At 71.8% G+C, this 16387-nt stretch carries 11 protein-coding genes; 7 read left to right on the top strand and 4 right to left on the bottom strand.

What is annotated here, in order from left to right; genetic code table 11:
* Nucleotides 1-32: 32 nt before the first annotated feature.
* Nucleotides 33-6770: an isopeptide-forming domain-containing fimbrial protein gene (locus V7S47_RS08835; protein WP_336561223.1), complete on the bottom strand. Its 6738-nt coding sequence runs from the start codon at nt 6768-6770 to the stop codon at nt 33-35.
* 215 nt (nt 6771-6985) lie between these two features.
* Here V7S47_RS08835 and V7S47_RS08830 point away from each other — a divergent pair, with 215 nt between their 5' ends.
* The 3 genes from V7S47_RS08830 to V7S47_RS08820 are packed head-to-tail and all read left to right on the top strand — an operon-like array spanning nt 6986 to nt 8711.
* On the top strand, nt 6986-7684 hold the full coding sequence (locus tag V7S47_RS08830; RefSeq protein ID WP_336561221.1) for a hypothetical protein: 699 nt from the start codon (nt 6986-6988) through the stop codon (nt 7682-7684).
* 46 nt (nt 7685-7730) lie between these two features.
* Complete coding sequence (locus tag V7S47_RS08825) at nt 7731-8231, top strand: glutathione peroxidase (RefSeq protein WP_336561220.1); 501 nt, start codon at nt 7731-7733, stop codon at nt 8229-8231.
* A 9-nt stretch (nt 8232-8240) separates the two neighbouring features.
* On the top strand, nt 8241-8711 hold the full coding sequence (locus V7S47_RS08820) for an SRPBCC family protein (protein ID WP_090851854.1): 471 nt from the start codon (nt 8241-8243) through the stop codon (nt 8709-8711).
* A 50-nt stretch (nt 8712-8761) separates the two neighbouring features.
* On the opposite strand, the gene V7S47_RS08815 is transcribed toward V7S47_RS08820, so the two are convergent.
* Nucleotides 8762-11089 (bottom strand): MMPL family transporter, encoded by a 2328-nt coding sequence (locus tag V7S47_RS08815; protein ID WP_336561219.1) that lies wholly within the window; start codon nt 11087-11089, stop codon nt 8762-8764.
* Between the two features lie 37 nt (nt 11090-11126).
* Nucleotides 11127-11687, bottom strand: coding sequence for a TetR/AcrR family transcriptional regulator (locus V7S47_RS08810; protein ID WP_336561218.1), 561 nt, complete (start codon nt 11685-11687; stop codon nt 11127-11129).
* Between the two features lie 200 nt (nt 11688-11887).
* Here V7S47_RS08810 and V7S47_RS08805 point away from each other — a divergent pair, with 200 nt between their 5' ends.
* Nucleotides 11888-13231: an NAD-dependent malic enzyme gene (locus tag V7S47_RS08805; protein WP_336561456.1), complete on the top strand. Its 1344-nt coding sequence runs from the start codon at nt 11888-11890 to the stop codon at nt 13229-13231.
* Between the two features lie 15 nt (nt 13232-13246).
* On the opposite strand, the gene ppgK is transcribed toward V7S47_RS08805, so the two are convergent.
* Nucleotides 13247-13993 (bottom strand): polyphosphate--glucose phosphotransferase, encoded by a 747-nt coding sequence (ppgK, locus tag V7S47_RS08800; RefSeq protein WP_336561217.1) that lies wholly within the window; start codon nt 13991-13993, stop codon nt 13247-13249.
* Nucleotides 13994-14109: 116 nt separating this feature from the next.
* Here ppgK and V7S47_RS08795 point away from each other — a divergent pair, with 116 nt between their 5' ends.
* The 3 genes from V7S47_RS08795 (at nt 14110) to V7S47_RS08785 (ending at nt 16365) form a co-directional block, all read left to right on the top strand.
* Nucleotides 14110-14487 carry a hypothetical protein gene (locus V7S47_RS08795; protein ID WP_336561216.1) on the top strand — a complete coding sequence of 126 codons (378 nt, stop codon included), beginning with the start codon at nt 14110-14112 and terminating at the stop codon, nt 14485-14487.
* Nucleotides 14488-14620: 133 nt separating this feature from the next.
* Entirely contained in the window at nt 14621-15613 is a 993-nt protein-coding gene (locus V7S47_RS08790; protein ID WP_336561215.1) for an ATP-binding cassette domain-containing protein, read from the top strand.
* Nucleotides 15610-16365, top strand: a complete 756-nt coding sequence (locus V7S47_RS08785; RefSeq protein WP_090851874.1) for an ABC transporter permease — start codon at nt 15610-15612, stop codon at nt 16363-16365. Before V7S47_RS08790 ends, V7S47_RS08785 begins: the two co-directional genes overlap by 4 nt.
* The last annotated feature ends 22 nt before the right edge of the window (nt 16366-16387 follow it).

Here is a 16387-nt window from a genome sequence, read left to right as displayed (position 1 = left end):
CGGGGACCGGCCCTGTCGAGGGAGGTACGGCGTCAGCTGACGCGGATCCTCCGGGCCCGGTCCTGACGGACCAGCTTGCGGAACTTCTTCTTGATGGTGACCCGCACCCGCTCGGTGTGCCCGCCGACCACCCGGTAGCGCGCCGAGCCGATCACGACCCGCTTCGCTCGGGCGTAGCGCTGCGGCACGACGGCCGTCAGCGTCACCGTGCCGGTGCAGACGCCGGTGCCCTGGCAGGCCACCCGGACGTTGGCGCCCCGGCCGGCCGAGCCGACCTGGAAGGCCTTCACGACCGAGGACGGCGCGACCGGGGCCGGGACCGGCGTGGGGGTGGGCGTCGGGATGGGCGTCGGGGTGACGCTGCCGGCGGCCCGGGCCACGGTGACCGTCGCCGAGCTGGTGTCGTTCGACGCGTCCGCGTCGTACGTCGTGGTGGCCACGCCGGCCGTGTTCACCACGGTCAGCACCTCGCCGAGCGCCTTGCTCGTCCGGACCGCCACGCACTCGAGGTCGAGCAGCACGTCGACGTTGCCGCCGGTCGTGTTGAGCAGGCGGAAGTCCCGGTTGACCGGCTGCGGGGAGGTGCCGAGCAGCACCACGCCCGCGGGCAGCTCGTAGGTGGCCGTGATGCCCTTGTAGAGCGTCGGGCAGCCGACCCGCTCGACGCTCTCGCCGGGCGCGAGCGTCACCGTGCGCTTCACGTGCTGGAGGTCCAGCGCGTGCAGGTGCGTCGGCGAGCCGGCGAGGCCGGTCCGCGCCCGCAGGGTCCGCAGGCTCAGGTCGACCGTGGCCGGGGCCAGGACGTCGACCGTCAGCCTCCAGCCCCCGGAGACCGGCTCGGCGCCGACCAGCCGGGCCTGGCCGCTGAGGACCTGGATACCCGGCGCCACGCCGCGCGTGCCGCCGGCGACCGGGATCGTGAACGACTGGCGACCGACCGGCAGGGCGGTCGGCGTGCCCACCGACAGGACGGTCGGCGCGCTCACCTCGATGGCGTGGGCGTGGCCCTCGACCGGCGTGGTCTCGGCCGCGAGGCAGGTGCCGAACAGCTTCACCTGCGCCTGGCCGGAGGTGCCGTTCGCGACGACGAACCGGTAGCTGCCGAGGCCGGTCGAGCGGGCCTCGCGGACGACGACGTCGGTCTTGGCGCCGGCGCCCTGGTCGACGCTCATCACCTCGACCGAGCCGTCGGTCATGGTCGCGCCGCCGGTGCAGGACAGGTCCTGCGTCCGGGTCTCGCCGGCCTGCAGCGAGACCGACTGCTCGACCTTCGACACCTCGACCTGGTGGTCGTGGGTGTCGTCGGCCGGGAGCGCCGGGGTGCCCTTGGCCTTGGCCCGGATCGTCACCGTCTGCGACGCGCCCGGGGCCAGCGCCCCGAACGCGCAGCTGACCGTGCCGGCGGTCTCCGTGCAGGTCGGCGCCCCCGGGGTGACCGACACGAAGGTCAGGTCGGTCGGGATCGGGTCGGTCAGCGTCACCGCCGCTGCGGTGGACGGACCGGCGTTGCGGGCCACCAGCGTGTAGGTGACGACGTCGCCACCGTGGAACTCGGTGCCGTTCGACGTCTTGACCACCGACACGTCCGAGACCGGGGTGACCGGGGTGGTCACCTCGCTGTGGTTGTTCGCCGGGGTGGTGTCCGGCGTCGTGGTGGCGACGTCGGCGGCGTTGGTGGCCGCGGCCGTGCGGGCCGGGTCGACCAGCACGGTGACCTCGACCGTCCGGGTCGCGCCCGGGGCGAGCGTGCCGTACGAGCAGGTGATCACCTGGCCGAGGACCGAGCACCGGTCCGGGTCCTCGAGCTCGACCAGCGTCAGGTACGACGGCAGCGTGTCGGTGAGCACCGAGGCCCGCGCGTCCGACGGCCCGACGTTGGTGGTGGTGAGCGTGTAGACGAGCTGCTCACCGGCCCGCACCGAGCTCTTCGACGCGGTCTTGACGACCTTCAGGTCGGTCCGGGTCCCGACGACCAGCGAGCCGGTGTCGGTCTTGTCGGTCGGCACCTCGTCGGCGTGCGTGGACGCCGTGTTGGTGAGCGTGGTGCCGGTGTCGACGTCCGCGCCGACCCGGGCGACGACCGTGATGGTCGCCGTGGCGCCGGGCGCCAGGCTGCCGATCGTCCAGTCGACGGTCTGACCCGAGGCGGTCCCGGCCGGCGAGCTGCTGACGTAGGTCAGGCCGGTCGGGAGCACGTCGCGGAGCACGGTGCCGTGGGCGGTGGCGCGGGCGTCGGTGTTCTTCACCTTGATCGTGAAGGTCGCGTCCTCACCGGCCGTCGCGGCGCCGTTGTCGGGCGTCTTGACGATGGTGAGCTCCGGCTTCGCCACGGTCAGGGTGACCGTGTCCTGCGGGCCGGCGTACTCGCGCCACGGGTTGTCGCTGTCGCCGGTGCGCTCGGCGGTCGGGGCGCCGTAGTAGCGCGGGACGGCGGCGGTGTTGACGACCTGGTCCCCGGCCGCGAGCTGGGCACCCGGCTTGACCTTCGCCGTGTAGGTGAGGGTCACCGTGGCGCCCGGCGCGATGCCGCCCGGGATCAGCCAGGCCAGGTCCGGGTCGCCCGCGGTCCAGCCGTCGGTGCTCCGGGAGGCGCCGTCGACGAGCGTGACGTCGACCAGCTCGCTGTCGGGCTGGTCGGTGACGACGACGTCGTACGCCGGCCAGGTGCCGGTGTTCTTGATCGCCAGCGAGTAGGTCACCAGGTCGTTGCCCTCGACGTAGGGCCCCCGGTCGGCGGACTTGTCGAGGGTGAGGACCGGCTCCCGGACGGCGGTGGTGGCCGAGGCCGGCCCGACCGTGTCGGCGTACGACGCCGCGACGGCGCTGGGGGCGGCGGGCAGGGTGTCGACCCGGTTGGTCCGCACCCGCGCGGTGTTGGTGAGCGACACCGGCGCGGTGAGCGCGCCGCCCGCCCGCTTGGTCGCGATCACGTGGCCGGTCAGGACCAGGGCGTAGGTGCGCTTCTGCGGCGCCGCGGCCAGGTCGCCGAGGAACCAGGCGGCCTGCTGGGTCGCGCCCGCCGTCGTCACCGCGAAGGCGGTGACGGCCGGGTCGGTGCCGGGGCAGCCCGCGGTGCAGGTGATCGCGCCGTACCCGTCGACGGCGAGGCCGTCGGGGACGCCGTCGACCACGGTGGTGTCGAGGTAGCGGACCCCGGCCGGGATCTCGACCCCGACCGTCCAGGTCACGTTGCTGCCGATGGTGGCGGTCGCCGGGTCCACGGTCTTGGTGACGGTGGGCAGCACGACCTTCAGCGTGTCGGAGGCGGTGGCGGCGTAGTCACCGGCCGTGGAGGCCGTCGACGACGAGGTGCGCGCGCCCGGGACGGTGCCCAGGCTGCGGGCGGTCTCGGCCACGTTGTTGGGGTACGTCGTGCCGCCGATCGGCGGCGACTCGACCTGGACGTCGTAGGTGAGCGCCTTCGAGGCACCCGGGGCGATCGACGCGACCGTCCAGGTGATCGTGCGCGCGGCTGCGTTCCAGACACCGCCGTCGTGGATCGTCACCGGGTCGGTGCCGAGCGGAAGGGTGTCGACGACCACCACGTCGTGGGCGGTCGAGACGTTCGTCGCCGACGAGTTCGAGGCGGTGACGGTGAACGTCTTCACCTCGGCGGCGGTGACCGTCGCGGACCCGGCGTGGGTCTTGGTGACCGCGATCTTGGGCTCCACGATCGTGGTGCTGACCGAGCCGGCCCGGGTGCGCGACTGCCCGTCCTGGTCGGTGTAGGCCAGCGTCGCGGTGTTCCCGAGCGAGGCGCTGCGGACGTTGGCGGCGACATCGAGCACGGTCGCCTGGAAGGTCACGACTAGGACGCCGTCGGCGCTCGTCGGCTTGTACGGCGTCGGCAGCGTCGCCCGGACCGTGTTCGCCGGCGACTCGCCGACCCCGCCGAAGGGGTTGCCGTCGAGGGTGCAGCCGTTCACGCAGAGGCTGCCGGGCACCAGGGTCTGCCGCGAACCGAGCGGGTCGGTGACCGTGGCGCCGTACACCGTGGTGTTGCGCGGGATCGTGGTGGTGACCGTGTAGGTCACGACCTCGCCGATGGTCGCCTGGCCGGCGCTGTTGCCGGACTCCGTCACCGAGGTGGTGCGGGTCTTGACCACTCCGGCGCTGGGGGTCTGGATCTGCTCGGTGGCCTCGGCGGCGGGCATGTTCGGCGTCGGGAGGGCCGGGTCCTTGACGACCGGGTTGTTCGGCACCAGCTGGTACGTCGTGCCGTGGTTGGTCGTGTAGCCGTACTCCACGACGCCGACCCGGTTGGTGTAGGTGATGCCCGGGCTGACGCCGGCCGGGACGGTCAGCGTGTAGGTCACGTTCTTCGTGGCCCCGGCGGCGACGTCGAGCCCGGTCCAGGTGATCCGCCCGGCGGCGCACGTGCCGCCGTCGGACACGGCGCTGATCGCGGCGCAGGTGAGGCCGGACGGGAGCACGTCCCAGACCCGGGCGTCCTCGGCGCGGGCGGCGCCGGTGTTCTGGACGCCGACCGTGTAGTGGACGGCCTGGCCGGCCTCGACCGACTCGTCGTCGGCGGCCTTGGTGACGCCGACCTCGGGGAGCTTCAGGGCGAAGTCGACCTTGTCGCGCAGCGTGAACGCCTGGCCCGCGGTGTTCTGGTACGAGAACTTCTGCAGGTTGCCGTCGACGTCACCGGAGTGGTGGCCGAGCGGCGAGCCGACGGTGGTCTTGAAGGTGACCTCGAAGACCTGGCCGCCGGTGTCGACGTCGGTGTCGCCGGCGCCGATCTTCCAGCTCAGCCGGCCCGCGGTGTCGTCGGCGGTGTCGTCGAACGCCCCCACGGGGACGTCGTTGTTGACGGTCTTCTTCCAGCTGCCCGCCACGTAGCTGAGCGTGTCCGGCAGCACGTCGAAGACGTCCTGGCTGTAGGTGTCGAGGTTGGTCGGGAAGACCAGCCGCAGCTTCCAGCAGACGAAGTCGCCCGGGCCGTAGACCGGCACGGTCTTGCCGTAGCTCGCGGTCGCGAGGTCGTCGCAGTCCCCGCTGGCGGGGTACGTCGCCGCGACCTGCTTGAGGATCGACGGGCCCTCGGCGGCCTTGCCGGACTGGGAGACGTCGTAGTCGAGCTCGCCGTCGGTCTCGTCGTGGTCGATCTTGGTGCCGGTGCCGCCGCAGGTGGGGTCGGCGGGCGCGCAGCGGACCCAGTCGACGCCCTCGGTCGCGATGTTGTTGGTGACCGCGTCCTTCGACAGCACCGGGGTGCTGTCGGCGAAGCCGGACTGGTAGTTGGCGCGGGTGCGCGTCCAGAAGGTCAGCTGGCGGGTGCCGCTCGGGGCGATCCGCGCGAGGGACGGGAAGTTGCTCTCGTCCCAGACGACGGCGAAGGTGCCGTCCGACTGCTCGTCGACCGAGGTGTAGGGCTGGCTCGGCAGCTTGCCCGCGGTCGGGGCGCACTCGGCGTCGCTCGCGCTGTTGCCGGTCGTCAGGTTGGTGGTGCCGAGCGGGCACAGGCCGTTGGGGACGGTGTCGCGGATGACGACGTGGTCGACGTAGCGGTACTCCGAGACCTGCAGGTCGACCGTCCACTTGGTCAGGTCGCCCTGCTCGAGCCCGTTGTTGTCGTTCGACTTCTGGATCGCGATGTCCTCGGCGGTGCGCAGCAGCGTGCCCTCGTCGGACACGGTGCGCGGGCCGTTGACCGGCGACTGGTAGGTGCCGGCGGCGATCGCGCCGTTCAGCAGCGGCTGCTCGTCGTACGTCTCGGGGCCGGTGTTGTTGTCGAGGTTCGCGGTCTGGGCGCCGGTGGTGGCGGGGGTCGCGCCGGGCCAGGTGACCGTGTTCTCGCGGATCGGGATGGCGGCGGCGTACCTGATCTTCTTCACGCCGTTCGCGGCGAAGCCGCCGAGGTGGGTCCAGCGGACGTGGGTGTAGACGCCGGCGGGGAGGGGGCCGGAGCCGTCGGGGTCGGTGTCGACCGTCTCGACCAGGACCGGGTCCACGCAGTCGGTGGTCGGCGCGGTGACGACGATCGGGCCGGAGCCGGCGTACTCCTGCGTGGCGCTGTGGTCGGCCTGGCCGGCGCAGCCCAGGAACTCCAGGCCGGCGGGCAGGTAGTCGTCGACCGTGACCCCGGTCGTCGGGTTCACCTTGTTGTTCGTCACCGTCAGCGTGTAGACGGTCTGGTGGTCGTGCACGCCGCGCGGGATCTCGCCCTCGGGGTGCGGCTCGTCCTTGACGATCTCGACCGCGGTGAGCTGGGTGGTCGTCGACTTCTCGGCGTACCCGCTGTAGGAGTCGGCGCCGGTCTGCGGCACGCCGACGGCGCTGAAGTCGGCCTCGTCGCGGGGGTCGGTCGAGAGGTAGGCGCCCATGTCGACGGCGATCGGGTCGCCGACGTCGAAGCGGGGGGCGGCGACACCGGTGTCGCGGTAGGCGATCGCGAAGGCCAGCGTGTGGCTGGCGTTGGCGACCAGGTCGTAGGTGTTCGGCCAGATCAGCGTGGTCTTCTGGCTGGTCGGCGCGTTCGCGATCACCGTCGGCTCGCCGGCCTCGGACCCGGCCGAGCCGCCGACGTACGACGTGCCGGCGGGCAGCACGAACCGGTAGGCCAGGTTGTAGCCCTTCGGTGCGCCCGCGGGCAGCGAGGCGGTCAGCGACACCGGGACGGTCTCGCCGTAGAGCACCTCGGCGGCCGGACCGCCGCTCAGCTGCAGGTCCGGCGTACCGGCGGCCTGCGCGGGCGCGGCGCCGAGCACCGCCGCGGTCACGGCGAGCATGCCGCTCACCACCGCCGTGATGACCAGTTGCGTCAACAGCCTGATGACGCGCGTGCGCGCAGCAATAGAACGACTCATCGTCGAAGGCCCCCCAGCCACTTGCAGGTCCTGCTCGTCGACCACGCCGAGTCGTGGTGCTCGGTGCCTGACGGGCACGAGCCTCCCGATGCTCCCAGCCCGGCTGGGCCATGGGCAATGGCCCGGACGGGTCATCGAGGGGTGAAGGCCGGGGTGACCCGCATACTGCTGCCATGTCCTCGTCGATGTCCTCGTCGACCCCGGAGCGCCGCGCGGGCGGGGGCGGTCGGCTCGGCCTGATGCTGGTCGCGGTCGTGCTGCTGATGGTCAACCTCCCGTTGGCGCACAGCACCTGGCTGCGCTGGCAGCTCGAGCGCTCCGGTGTGGAGGTGACGGCCCGGGTGGTCGCCGACACCGTCCAGGACGGCCGCTCCTACGTCGGCTTCGCGCTGCCGGAGGACGTCGCCGGCGAGCAGCTGGACGAGGACGAGCGCGGCTGGACGGTCGAGGTCTCCGAGGACGTCCGCGAGCAGGCGGTGGCGGCCGGCGAGATCGAGGTCCGCGTGCTGCCCGAGCGGCCCTCGTCGTACGCCGTGGAGGGGGAGGTGCGCGGGTCGGGCGCGCTGGTGGTGACGCTGGTCGCGGACGTGCTGCTGCTGGCCGGCGGGCTGCTGCTGTGGCGCTACCGGCAGGGGATCCGGCCGGAGCTGCGGCTGGTGGCCCACGGCGACGTCGAGCGCTGCCCGCCCGGCGCGGTGCTGGATCGCCTCGAGGGCGACGAGTACGTCGTCGCCGGCGAGGTCGAGTCGATCGCCGACGACCGTTTGGTGCTGCAGGTCGCCGGCCGCCGCGTCGTCGTGGAGCTCGCCGGGCACCACAACCCCGTCGGCCACCAGCAGAGCGCGCGGGTGCGCGGCCGGATGGTCGGCTGAGCGGGACCTCCCGCCCCGGTCAGGCCACCGCTGGCAGACTTGTCACATGTCAGGAAACGCGGGGCCGGCGACGCTGGCCGACTTCGACGCTCGCTCCATCGACGGCCAGGAGATCGACCTGGCGTCGTACGACGGGCAGGTGGTGCTGGTCGTCAACACCGCCTCCCAGTGCGGCTTCACGCCGCAGTACCAGGGCCTCCAGGCGCTGCACGACCAGTACGCCGAGCGCGGCTTCGCCGTCCTGGGCTTCCCGTGCGACCAGTTCGGCCACCAGGAGCCGGGCAGCGACGAGGAGATCTCGGGCTTCTGCGAGCGCAACTTCGGCGTGACGTTCCCGCTGTTCTCGAAGATCGACGTGAACGGCGACGACGCGCACCCGCTCTTCCAGTGGCTGCGCTCCGAGAAGGGCGGCGTCCTCGGCGACCGGATCAAGTGGAACTTCACCAAGTTCCTGATCGGCCGCGACGGCACGGTGATCAAGCGCTACGCCTCGACCACCAAGCCCGAGAAGATCGCCTCCGACATCGAGAAGGCCCTCGCCGGGTAACCACCGGGCATGACCCGGTTCAGTGCGAAGACCTCGGCGGAGGCGGTCGTGGCCGCTCCGCGCCAGCAGATCTGGGACGTCCTGGTGGACCCCGACAAGATCGCGGCGCTCACACCGTTCCTGAAGCGGGTGACCGCCGACGGCGAGCACTGGCGCTGGGAGATGTCCGGCCTCGACGTCCTGGGCGTGAAGGTCGCGCCCGCGTTCACCGAGCGGATGGTCTTCGACGACCTCGAGCGGATCGAGTTCCACCACGACCCGCCGGCCGGGGAGAAGGAGCGCTCCGGCGTCGAGGGCTGGTACGACCTCTCCGACGCCCCTGACGGCGGCACCCACCTGGCCACCAGCCTGGAGATCACCCTCGACCTCCCGCTGCCCAAGCTCTCCTCGCCCGCCGTCGTCGCGACCATGAAGGGTGTGATCGGCCAGATGGGCGACCGGTTCTCGGCAAACCTGCTGCGGGAGCTGGGAATCGGATAGTCCCTGACGTCCTGCAGCGGTCGGGCCGGCAGGACGTCAGGGACTATCGCTCAGACCTGGACCGACTCGGCCTCGGACTGCTGGCCGTCGAGCGCGCCGTCGGCGTAGGTCCGCAGGTACGGGCGGTCGAGCTTCTCGCCCTCGACGTCGACGTCGGGCAGGATCCGGTCGAGCCAGGCGGGGAGCCACCAGGCCTTCTCGCCCATCAGGTACATCAGGGCCGGGATCAGCGTCATCCGCACGATGAAGGCGTCGAAGAAGACCGCCACGGCGAGGGCGAAGCCGATCGAGCGGATGATCGGCTCGTCGATCAGGATGAAGGCGGAGAACACCGCGATCATGATCGCCGCGGCCGCGGTGACGACCCGGGCGCTGTTGCGGAAGCCGTCGACGACGGCCTCGCGGGTCGACATGCCGTGGACGTGGGCCTCACGCATCCGGGTCACCAGGAAGACCTGGTAGTCCATCGCCAGCCCGAAGACCAGGCCGATCAGGAAGATCGGCATGAAGCTGACGATCGGCTGGCCCTCCATGATCCCGAAGGCGCCCTCCTGGAAGACCGCGACCGTCGCGCCCAGGGTGGCCAGCACCGTGAGCAGGAAGCCGAGCGTCGCCGTGAGCGGGATGAGGACCGAGCGGAAGACGATCATCAGCAGGATGAACGCCAGCCCGATGACCACGGCGAGGTAGATCGGCAGCGCGCCGCTCAGTCGCTCCGAGACGTCGGTCGTGATGGCCGTCAGGCCGGTGATGCCGGTGGTGGTCCCGGTCTCCGCCTCGATCTCGTCCTGCCCGTCGCGCAGCGCGGTGAGCAGGTCCTCGGTCGCGGTGTCCTCGGGTCCGGTCTCGGGCGTGATCAGCACCTGGGCACCCGTGCCGTCGTCGTTGGTGCCGATCAGCTGGGCGTTGCGGACGTCGTCCTGACCGGCCGCCCAGGCCACGACGTCGGCGTACGCCGACGTCCGGGTCTCCTCGTCCGGCAGGTCCCGGCCGTCGATGACCGCGATCATCGGCGCGTCCCGACCGGGGCCGAAGGACTCGGCGATCAGGTCGGACGCCTTGCGCTGCGTGGTCTCGGGAGAGGCCGTGCTGTCGGTCGGGAAGGCGAGGTGCAGGCTGCTCAACGGCAGGGCGAGGGCGCCGAGGGCGACGACCGTGAGGAGCACGGCGGTGATCGGCCGACGGCCGACCAGGCGGGCCCAGCGGACGCCGTTGTTCTTGACCAGGCCGTCGGTGTCGCGCTCGGGCTGGTAGCGGCGGACGGTGCCGGCGAAGGCGCGCTTCTTCAGCAGGCCGAGCACGGCCGGGAGCAGGGTCAGCGCGACCAGGACGGCGATCAGCACCGTGGCGCCGGCGGCGAGGCCCATGGAGGTGAGGAAGGGGATCCGGACCAGGGCCAGGGCCGAGAGGGCGATGAGCACGGTCAGGCCGGCGAAGACGACCGCGGAGCCCGCCGTACCGACGGCGACGCCGACGGCCTCCTCGCGGTCTTCGGTGTGGTGCAGCTCGGTGCGGTAGCGGGCCAGGATGAACAGCGTGTAGTCGATCCCGACCGCGAGCCCGATCATCGTGGCGAGCATCGGGGTGGTCGAGCCGATGTCGAAGAACGCGGTGCTGGCGGTGATGCCGGTGATGCCGAGGCCGACGCCGAGCAGCGCGGTGACGATGGGCAGGCCCGCGGCCATCAGCGAGCCGAAGGTGAGGACGAGCACGAGCAGCGCGACGGCGATGCCGATCAGCTCGGAGGTGCCGCTGATCTCCATCATCCCGGCCGATCCGGACCCGTTGGCCTCGACGACGAGGCCGTTCTCGCTCGCGGCGTCCATCGCCTTGCCGAGGTCGGTGATGGTCTCCGGCTCGACGTCGGCGACCGTCTCGACGTCGAAGTCCCAGGTGATCGTGCCGACCCGGCCGTCCTCGGAGAGCGGCGACAGCGCCTGCGCGTTCTCCCGAGCGGCAGCCACGTCGCCACCGGCCTCGGTGGCGGCTTCGACGACGGCCTGCTGCTGGTCGGCCGCCGCGGTGACCGGGTCGACCAGCGGGGTGTCGGGCATCTGCGGGAGGGCCTCGAGGTCGCTGATCAGGTCCTGGACCTGCCCGGCGTACTCCGGGTCGGCGAGGGTGCTGCCCTCGGGCGCGGCGACCACGACCTTCACCGACGCCTGGTCGAAGGCGTCGACGGCGCCCGGGAAGAGCTCGGCCTGCAGGTCCGCGGCCTTCTCCGACGGGATCCCGGGGATCGAGAAGGCGTCGGTCATCGGCTTGGACATGGTGCCCGCGAAGATGCCGACCGCGACGAACGCGACGAGCCACGCGGCGATGAAGAACGGCCAGCGGCGGTAGGCCGTCTTGCCGAGTCGGTGGAGCAGGGTGGCCATGGGTGGTCTCCTGGAGGAAGAGGGAGGAAGCGGGTGGTCAGGCGAGCAGGGTGCGGGCGGTGCGGAGGTTCTCGTCGAAGAGCTCGTCGACCGGGCGGTCGTCGCCCGCCACGAACTGGGTCATGGCGCACTCGAAGAGCGTCACCAGCAGCCGGATCAGCAGTCGGGCCTCGGTCGGGGTGATGCGGTCGCCCTCGCGCTCGAGGATCAGGTCGGTGAGCTGACCGAGGACGGTCTCGAAGCGCTCGTGGGCGATCGGCAGCAGCCGGGGCTCGCCGATGATCACCCGTTTGGCCAGCTCGACGTCCTCACGGTCGACGTCGTGGGCGTCGAGGATCTCGTCGGCCAGGGCGGAGAGGTCGTCGATCAGGTGGCCCGTCGGGCCCCCGGCGACGAAGACCCCGCAGGCCTCCTCCGACAGTGGCGGCACCGGACCGAGGACGGCGTCGTTCTTGCTGGGGAAGTAGTTGAACAGGGTGCGCCGCGAGACCTCGGCGCGCTCCGCCAGCTCGTCCATGGTGAAGCCGTCGAGGCCGCGCTCCTGGGTGAGCTGCTGCGCGCAGCGGCTGATCCGCCGCTCCGTCCGCAGCCGCTTCACCTGGCGAGTCGTTGCACTTTCGGTCACAGAGTGCATTCTTGCACTCTGATCCAAAGAGTGCAAAATTGTGACGGCGGTCACCCGTACGGCGGTTCTGGTCGTTGTGGTCGGTCCCCGACTTGCCGGTAACCGACGACCGGGCGGAAAGTGTCCGGGTGTCCTCCCCGCGCACCGCCACCACGTCGTCGTACTCGATCACCATGCGGTTGCACACCGTCCCGGACCACGCGGTGGTCGGGGCGGTCGCGACGGCCATCGCCGCGCAGGGCGGGATCGTGACCGCCATCGACGTCACCGAGTCCAGCCATGTGCGCCTGGTCGTCGACGTGACGTGCTCGGCCTCGGACGCCGACCACGCGAAGGAGCTGGAGAAGGCGGTCGACGCGATCGACGGTGTCGAGGTCTACCGGACCTCCGACCGGACCTTCCTGCTCCACATCGGCGGCAAGATCGAGGTCTCCTCCAAGGTCCCGCTGCGCAACCGCGACGACCTGTCGATGGCCTACACCCCCGGTGTCGGGCGGGTGTCGAAGGCGCTGGCCGAGAACCCCGAGGACGTGCGTCGGCTGACCATCAAGGGCAACTCGGTCGCGGTCGTGACCGACGGCTCCGCGGTCCTCGGCCTCGGCAACATCGGCCCCGGTGCGGCGCTGCCGGTGATGGAGGGCAAGGCGGCGCTGTTCAAGCGGTTCGCCGACATCGACGCCTGGCCGATCTGCCTCGACACCCAGGACACCGACGAGATCGTCCGCGCGGTCGAGCTCATCGCCCCCGGCTTCGGCGGCATCAACCTGGAGGACATCGCCGCGCCCCGCTGCTTCGAGATCGAGCGCCGGCTGCGCGAGTCCCTCGACATCCCCGTCTTCCACGACGACCAGCACGGCACCGCCATCGTCGTCCTGGCCGCGCTGACGAACGCCCTGCGCGTGGTCGGCAAGCAGCTGGGCGAGGTCCGCCTCGTCGTCTCCGGCGCCGGCGCGGCCGGTACGGCGATCGTGACGCTGCTGCTGGCCGCGGGCGTCCAGGACGTCGTGGTCTTCGACCGCCTCGGCTGCCTGGTCCCCGACCTCGAGGGTCTCTCGCCGGCCCAGGTCGAGCTGGCCCGGGCGACCAACCCGCGCGGCGTGACCGGCGACCTGCGTACGGCGCTCGCCGGTGCCGACGTGTTCATCGGCGTCTCCGCCCCCGGCGTGCTGCAGGCCGAGTGGATCCAGGACATGGCCACCGACCCGGTCGTCTTCGCGCTGGCCAACCCCGACCCGGAGGTCGACCCCGCCGAGGCCGGCAAGTACGCCGCCGTGGTGGCCTCGGGCCGCTCGGACTACCCCAACCAGATCAACAACGTGCTGGCCTTCCCGGGCGTGTTCCGGGGCCTGCTCGACGCCCGCGCCACCGACGTGTCCATCGAGATGCTGCTGCGCGCGGCCGAGGCGATCGCCCTGGTCGTCACCGACGACGAGCTGAACGCGTCCTTCATCATCCCGACGGTCTTCCACCCGGACGTGCCGAAGGCGGTCGCGGCCGCCATCCGCGGCGACCGGTAGCGGGTCGGCTCGGGGTCAGCTCGTCGCGTAGAGCGCCGCGCCGACCACGCCGGCCCTGTTGCGCAGCGTCGCCGGGACGATCTCGGTGTCGAGGTCGAGCAGCGGCAGGAACTCGTCGGCGCGCTTGCTGATGCCGCCGCCGACGACGATCAGGTCGGGGGAGAACAGCTTCTCCAGGGTGCGGTAGTAGCGGGTCAGCCGCTTCGCCCAGTGCTCCATGCTCAGGCCCTCGGCCTCGCGGGCGCTGTTGGCCGCCCGGGACTCGGCGTCGTGACCGTCGACCTCGAGGTGGCCGAGCTCGGCGTTCGGCACCAGGACGCCGTCGTGCACGAGGGCCGAGCCGATGCCGGTGCCGAGGGTGGTCACGATGACCAGGCCACCCCGGCCCGCGGCGGCGCCGTACCGCACCTCGGCGAGGCCGGCCGCGTCGGCGTCGTTGACGACGTGGACGTCGCGGCCGGTGGCCTTCGTGAACAGCGCGTCGGCGTCGGTGCCGAGCCAGGCCTTGTCGATGTTGGCGGCCGAGCTGACGACACCGTGGCGGACCACACCGGGCACCGTGACGCCGACCGGCCCGGTCGAGTCCGGGAACGCCGCGAGCAGCTCGACGAACACCTCGGCGACCCGCTCCGGGGTCGAGGGGCTGGGGGTCTTGATCCGGAACCGCTCGGCCGCGAACTCGCCGGTCTCGAGGTCGACCGGGGCGCCCTTGATGCCGGTGCCGCCGAAGTCGATGCCGAACGGGAGGTGGGTCGTGGACATCCCACGACCCTAGGACACGCGAGGCCCGCGACCTCATGGCCGGCCCACGAACCCCAGGGAATCAGCTGGTCTTGTCCAGGGGTCGCCGCAGGTGTGACGGGGCGCACACTGGGGACGTGTCCTATGGCGTGATCGGCTCGAAGAGCGCCCACCTCCTCGTCGAGACGACCGCGGGAGCCGGAGGGTCCGAGGCCGACCTGGCGCTCGACCGCCTGCAGGAGCGGTACGGCGCCGTCTGGATCGCCGGACGGATCACCCTGACCCGGCTGCACCTCGGCTTCGTGCCGACCCGGCTCGGCCGGGGCCTGGCCATCACCGAGCTGCACCTGCGCGACGTGACGAGCGTCGAGATCGGTGGCGGGCGCGTGTCCCGGGTCGTCGGCATCGGCACCGCGCGGCACGTCGTACGGGTGCGGACGACGGGGGCGCAGCAGTTCGCCCAGGCGGTCGCGCAGGGCGCCGAGGACGTACGCCGAACGCCACGGCTGGTCTGAGCCCACTGCCCGCCCGACCACCGATGATTCCCCGTCGGCGGCCGGGTCTGTGCCGTGCGCGCAATTGCGTTGACCGGAGCCCGTCGTCCGACGGACGGTCTAGCCAGGTACACACCAACGCGGAGGGCAGCGGATGATCACCGCACGAGGGCTCGTGCAGACGTTCCACACCGGGCAGGGCCGGAGGAAGACGGCCGTGCAGGCGGTCAACGGCATCGACCTCGACGTGACCGAGGGCGAGGTGGTCGGCTTCCTCGGTCCCAACGGCGCCGGCAAGACGACCACGCTGCGGATGTTGACCACGTTGCTGAAGCCGACGGCCGGCACCGCCACCGTGGCCGGGTACGACGTCGCGACGCAGGCCGTCGACGTACGACGGAGCATCGGCTACTGCTCGCAGGTCGGGTCGACGTTCTCGGGCGCCTACGCCGGCGACGAGGTCGTCGACCACGGGATGCTCTACGGGATGTCGCGCAGGGACGCGGTCGCCCAGGGCCAGGCGCTCTTCGAGCGGCTCCAGCTCGACGGCCTGTGGCGGCGGATGCCGAAGAACATGTCGGGCGGGCAGAAGCGTCGCCTCGACATCGCCATGGGGCTGATCCACTCGCCGTCGCTGGTCTTCCTGGACGAGCCGACGACCGGCCTGGACCCGCAGGCGCGGGCCAACCTGTGGGAGCACATCGCCGACCTGCGCACCAGCCAGGGGGCGACGGTCTTCCTCACCACCCACTACCTCGACGAGGCCGACGCGCTGGCCGACCGGATCGTCATCATCGACCGGGGCGACATCGTGGCCAGCGACACCGCCGACAACCTCAAGGCCCAGGTGGCCGGTGACCTGGTCGCCCTGGAGGTCGGCTCCGACGAGCAGGTGCCCGCGGCCCGCGAGCGGCTCGGCTCGGTCGCCGAGACCGTCGAGGTCGAGGGCCGCCAGGTCCGGGGCCGGGTGGCCCGGGCCGGGAAGGTGGTGCCCGGCCTGCTGCGCGACCTCGAGGCCGCCGGCGTCAGCCTCGAGTCGATCGAGATCGCCCGCCCGACCCTCGACGACGTGTTCCTCACCCTCACCGGCCGGACCCTGCGAGACGCCGAGGCCGACGTACCGACCACCGAAGGAGCCGAGCTGTGACGACCTTCCTCCGCGACAGCGGCATCGTCTTCCGGCGCCAGATCCGGATGAACCTGCGCAACCCCGCCTGGGTGATCATCGGGATGCTGCAGCCGGTGCTCTACCTGCTGCTCTTCGGACCCCTGCTCGAGCCGGTGATCAGCCAGCTCGGCGGCAACAAGTACACCTGGTTCGTCCCGGGCATGCTGGTCCAGCTCGGCATCTTCGGCGCGTTCTTCGCGGGCTTCAGCCTGATCGGCGAGTGGCGCGAGGGGGTCATCGAGGCCGAGCGGGTGACTCCGGCCAGCCGCGCGGCGCTGCTCTTCGGCCGGCTCTACCGCGACCTGCTCCAGCTCTTCGTCCAGGCGGTGATCCTGGTCGGCCTCGGTCTGGCCCTGGGCATGGACTTCAACGCTGCCGGCATCGTGCTCGGCGTCGTCCTCACGATCCTGCTCGGGGGCGCGTGCGCGGCGGCCTCCAACGCCTTCGCGCTCACCGTGAAGAGCGAGGACGTGATGGCCCCGGTGATCAACCTGGTGATGATGCCGGTGCTGCTGCTGTCGGGGATCCTGCTGCCGATGAGCTTCGGCGCCGCCTGGCTCGACAACCTCGCGAACTTCATGCCGATCCGGCACGTCGTCGACGCCGTGCGCGGCGCGTTCTTCGGCGACTACGACCTCGGCACCATCGGCTGGGGCGTCGGCTGGACGGTCGCGCTCTTCGGGCTCGCGGTCTGGTGGGGGGTCTCGGTCTTCCGCAAGGAGAACGCCTGAGGAACCGCGTCCCGGCCGGCGG

The sequence above is a fragment of the Nocardioides sp. CCNWLW216 genome (genome assembly GCF_037120545.1).
In the GTDB taxonomy this organism is placed as follows: domain Bacteria; phylum Actinomycetota; class Actinomycetes; order Propionibacteriales; family Nocardioidaceae; genus Nocardioides; species Nocardioides lianchengensis.
Note: the sequence above shows the minus strand (reverse complement) of the source record. Positions and strands in the feature narration are given on the sequence as shown.